This is a genomic window from Mucilaginibacter sp. (assembly GCF_035492695.1).
Lineage (GTDB): Bacteria > Bacteroidota > Bacteroidia > Sphingobacteriales > Sphingobacteriaceae > Mucilaginibacter.
This window is the reverse complement of record NZ_DATJJC010000023.1, coordinates 1-4,747: the sequence shown is the minus strand read 5'-3', so window position 1 is coordinate 4,747 and position 4,747 is coordinate 1. Positions and strand designations below refer to the sequence as shown.

Here is a 4,747-nt window from a genome sequence, read left to right as displayed (position 1 = left end):
TCTGTGCGCGACAATCAGTTCGATAAGCAATTAGAAGATAATTACACCATAGCTAACGTGCTAAAAGCAGGCGGTTACAATACGGTAGCCATTGGTAAATGGGGCCTGCAAGGCACTAAAGTACCTGAGCCAAATTGGCCGGCACACCCGTTAAAACGCGGCTTTGACCATTATTTCGGTTATATGCGCCATGGCGACGGCCACGAGCATTATCCTGTTGAAGGAATATATGGGACAAAGAAACAGGTATGGGATGATTACAAAGAGGTATCGGCCGGGTTAAGTAAATGCTATACTGCCGATCTGTGGACCGCCGCGGCAAAAAAATGGATCGTCGATCATACTAAAAGTAATGATGCCGGCAAGCCGTTCTTTATGTATCTGGCTTATGATACGCCGCATGCTGTGCTGGAACTACCCACACAGGCTTATCCGGCTGGTGGCGGTTTAAAAGGCGGGCTACAATGGCTGGGCAATAACGGGCACATGATCAATACCGCTTCCGGTACGCCGGATTCATACGTATATCCGGCTTTTGCCAATGCTACTTATGATCATGACAAGAATCCGGCTACGCCTGAAATACCGTGGCCAGACACCTACAAGCGTTATGCTACCGCGGTTCAGCGCATTGATGCCGCTGTCGGCGATATCCGCCAATTACTGACGGATCTGCACCTGGCCGACAATACACTTATTGTTTTTACATCTGATAATGGCCCGTCTATCGAATCATATCTACCGGCTTCATTTGTACCTAATCATCCCACCTTTTTTGGTGGTTATGGCCCGTTTGATGGCATTAAACGCGATTGCTGGGAGGGCGGACTAAGAATGCCAAGCATTGCTGCATGGCCGGGGCACATCAAGCCTGAAACAGTGGTTAACACGCCTTCAATGATGTCTGATTGGCTGCCGACGTTGGCAGATGCGGCACGTTTGCCAATTCCGGCCCGGGCAGATGGTGTTTCTTTGCTGCCATCGCTGACAGGTGTAGGTCATCAGCAAAAGGGATTGGTTTATGTGGAATATTTTGAAAGCGGTCAGACCCCGAAATTCAAAGAATTTGAAGCATCAAGACGAGGGAAACGGAGAAATCAAATGCAGGCCATACGCATGGATAGCCTGGTTGGTGTTCGTTATAACATCCAGTCGGCGGCAGATAATTTTGAGATCTATAATGTCATCAGCGACCCTAAAGAGACTACCAACCTGGCATCAAGACCCGCATACGTGAGCATACAGGAAAAAATGAAGGATAAGGTATTGCAGGTACACCGGCCGGATGCGGAAGCACCGCGCCCCTACGACAAGGACGCAATACCTACTGATAAAAACGTTAAAGCAGCTTCGCCCGGTTTATCGTGGAGCTTTTACAAAGGGAAGTTTCCTTGGGTAATAAAACCGGCAGGATTGATGCCTGATAAAAAAGGTATAAGCAACGATGTGAAAACCACCTTCAATAATGGCACAACCCTGTTTACCGGCTATATAAAAATACCTGCCGACGGGCAATACACCTTCTCTTTAGCTGTAAATGGAAAAGCTTTTATGCGATTACATGAGACGGCATTAATTGATGAAGATTATGGATATACATCGGGAGAAAGCAGGCAGCAAACTGTTAATCTGAAAGCTGGATTACATGCTATTTCGATTTACTATTTACCGGGGCAGGCTAAATCGGAAATAAAGCTTTCATGCGCAGATGCCAGTGGCAAAACACTGTCGACTGTAAAATCTTTTTATCACTAACACCGATATTTGGTGCGGTTTCGGATGTCTCTCGCAATCACAAACAAAAGCGCCGATTTGATCGAATCGGCGCTTTTGTTTTTAATAATAAGACATTATTTAATTCAGCCTAAGGGCAGATTTATCGGCACCACCAATAAAGTTTGCCTGCGTACCTACCTCCTTCGTCTTTAAACCCGATACGCTGATATTTTTGGTTTTGGCACCCCCAACATTAAATAATACCTCGCTGTTTTCGCGGATATCAAGCCCTTTAAAATCAATATTCGTGCTGTTTTCTATATAAACTACCGGATTATTCTTCGATGCATCCACCTGTAAATTTTTAAGATGTATATCGTCTGCCTCTATTATTTCGATGCCGGTTTTAGCTTTCAGATATATATTTTGAAGGTCGATGTTCTTGATATGCATTTCAGGGAGCCCTCTGATAAATAGCGCCTTGCCCGCACTCTCACAATGAATGTCACTGATATAGAAATCCTGAAAGCGTGGCGTCGTTTCGTCCACAGCAAATACCGGAGCTGCTTGTCCCGGTTTTGGAGGCGCGGTGAAATAATACATGTCAAAGTAAATTGCTTCTTGTATGATGTCTTTCATATAGATGTCTTTGACAAAAATATTGTTTACCAGGCCGCCCCGTCCTCTGGCAGTCTTAAAACGCAAGCCCTTGTCCGACCCGATAAAGGCGCAATGATATACAAAGATGTTTCTGGCGCCGCCGCTCATTTCGCTGCCAATCACGAAGCCGCCATGAGCTTGATAAACCGTGTCGTCATGTATGGTAACGTTTTCTGTCGGCATGCCTCTTTTGCGGCCCTGCTCATCCTTTCCTGATTTGATACAAAGGCCATCATCGCCGCAGTTAAAGCTACTATGTTCAACCACTACATTTTTGCAGCTTTCAATATCCAAACCGTCGCCATTTTGTGCCCATGCTGGATTATTGACTTTTACCCGGCTCACCGTTAAATCGACACACATTAGCGTATGTAAACACCAGCAGGGCGAGTTTTGAAAGGTAACACTCTCCAGCAATACCTGTTTACAACGGGTAAGTACCAGCAAATTTGGCCGCAGGTAATCTTTGACAGGTGCAAAATCTGCTATGGTTTTAAGCTTTTCTAATTTGCCTTTCTTTGACATCTCCTGCCCCAATTTATATTGTTGCGATGGGAACCAGGTTTTACCATCATCAGAAAGCACACCCCCCGATTTAAGTTTATCCTGCCATTGGGCCGAGGTTTGCTTGCTCATATATAAAGGCCGCCAAGCATCACCATTACCTTCAACGGTACCCTGGCCGGTAATGGCCACATTCGTTAAATCATCTCCCGAGATAGGTGATTGATCCCTCACGGTTTCATGCCCCTCAAAATTGGCCGCAATTAAAGGATATTGATTTTTGTCTGTTGTAAACTGCAATACCGCCCCTTTTGCCAGGTGCAGGTTGACATTGCTTTTTAGTATAATAGGGCCCGTAAGCCAGTTTCCTTTAGGTATTAATACCACCCCGCCACCGGCGGCATGGCATTTTTCGATAGCTGTCTTGATGCTGGCTGTGTTTAACCGGTCAGAAAAAGCCACAGCACCATATTTGGTAATATTGAAGGTATCCTTTTTAAAAACCGGACGCTTTGCGGTTGGCAGCGCTTTCCAGGAAAACGGCGATGGTTTATTGGTCTGGGCCAAAGCACAGGTTGCGGTAACAATGACCAGCATTATGCAACTTAACAGTGCGTTGGTGGTTAATGGCGATCTCATTTTTATGCTGTTTATTTTAAAGGATTCCAATGGTCTGCGCCGCCTAAAATATTAGGCAGGGTATATTCTTTTAGATTGCTTACGGTTAGTTGTTGGGTCCATTTTGGGCGCCCCGCAATATTGCCCGCGTTTTTACTATCGTACTCTGTATAAAGTACCGTTTTCTCGTTTTCAGGATTGCCCCAGTTGCTCCAGGCCAGCGGGACGACATGATTGCCCATGTCGCAGCTGATAAAAACTACCTTGGCATAAGGTCGCCACGGGCGGCCAAGTTCAACGCGGAGACCGTCATCAGCAACTATGGTACAATGAAAGAATACATAGCCGAAGCGTTGCCGCGGAGTTGTTGATGCTGCCGTAATTACCGAGTTGGTAAGTTCTCTTAATGTGCAATCCTGGAAAACAGCAGTTGCTTCGCCAAATATAAAGTCCGTCGTACCCTCGATATAGCAGTTTTGGTAAAACTGCCTGCTGCCCTCAGTTGCCGCATACAGCGTATCCTGGTTGCCCAGCAACTTGCAATTCTTCACAACACAACGGTCGCCCTCAACATGCAATGCAACAGCTTGCCCAACACGGCCCGCCTTATTTTCGATGGTCAGATTCTCGGCCGTAAAATCATTTCCCTGAACCAATACGGTGTACGAGGTATAAGTTGAATAAGCCGCTCTTCCCATTGCGTCTTTGCCGCCAGGAAATGGTTTGCCTGAAAAATCGGCATTGGTAATAATGGTATTTTCTTTATCCTCACCAACCAGCGCTATTTTGGTTTTCCAGGATGGTATGATCAGCTTTTCTGCATAGATTCCTTTTTTGATATGAATGGTAACAACTTGTTGAGACAAATCGCGCACAGCATTAACGGCTTCTTGTATGGTCTTAAATTGAGCGCTGCCATCCTGCGCAACAAAAAATTCTTTAGGGTAGATTTGGGTTTGTGCCGAAACCCGCGCCACCGTTAAAATTACGGCGATAAAAAAGATGATCTTTTTCATTTATGCAGTTTTGTTATGAAGTAGCGTCCATTGGTTTATAATGAACCAAAGTTATAATAGTTAAGCAAATACGATTAAAAAAATAAGCTAACTCCAACATCCGCAGAAAAAAAATTAAAAAAATTTGCGCAAGTAAATACTTGCATTTATATTTGCAAGCACTTACTTGCATATTTGATAGATGAAAGCACGCAGAGATGTTTACCAGGCCATTGCCGACCCTACCCGCCGGG

3 protein-coding genes are annotated in these 4,747 nt (G+C 45.1%); 1 reads left to right on the top strand and 2 read right to left on the bottom strand.

The features are described from left to right. Positions 1-1,755 (top strand): sulfatase-like hydrolase/transferase (locus VL525_RS14865; RefSeq protein WP_325387822.1); only part of this gene is annotated, 1,755 nt, incomplete at its 5' end. Positions 1,756-1,854: 99 nt separating this feature from the next. On the opposite strand, the gene VL525_RS14860 is transcribed toward VL525_RS14865, so the two are convergent. Both VL525_RS14860 and VL525_RS14855 read right to left on the bottom strand, forming a co-directional pair. Continuing rightward, entirely contained in the window at positions 1,855-3,519 is a 1,665-nt protein-coding gene (locus tag VL525_RS14860; RefSeq protein WP_325387821.1) for a glycoside hydrolase family 28 protein, read from the bottom strand. An 11-nt stretch (positions 3,520-3,530) separates the two neighbouring features. After that, positions 3,531-4,514: a pectinesterase family protein gene (locus VL525_RS14855; RefSeq protein WP_325387820.1), complete on the bottom strand. Its 984-nt coding sequence runs from the start codon at positions 4,512-4,514 to the stop codon at positions 3,531-3,533. Positions 4,515-4,747: the final 233 nt, after the last annotated feature.

Coding starts and splice junctions, on each gene's coding strand:
- VL525_RS14860 (WP_325387821.1), bottom strand. CDS start 3,519: ATGAGATCGCCATTAACCACCAACGCACTGTTAAGTTGCATAATGCTG.
- VL525_RS14855 (WP_325387820.1), bottom strand. CDS start 4,514: ATGAAAAAGATCATCTTTTTTATCGCCGTAATTTTAACGGTGGCGCGG.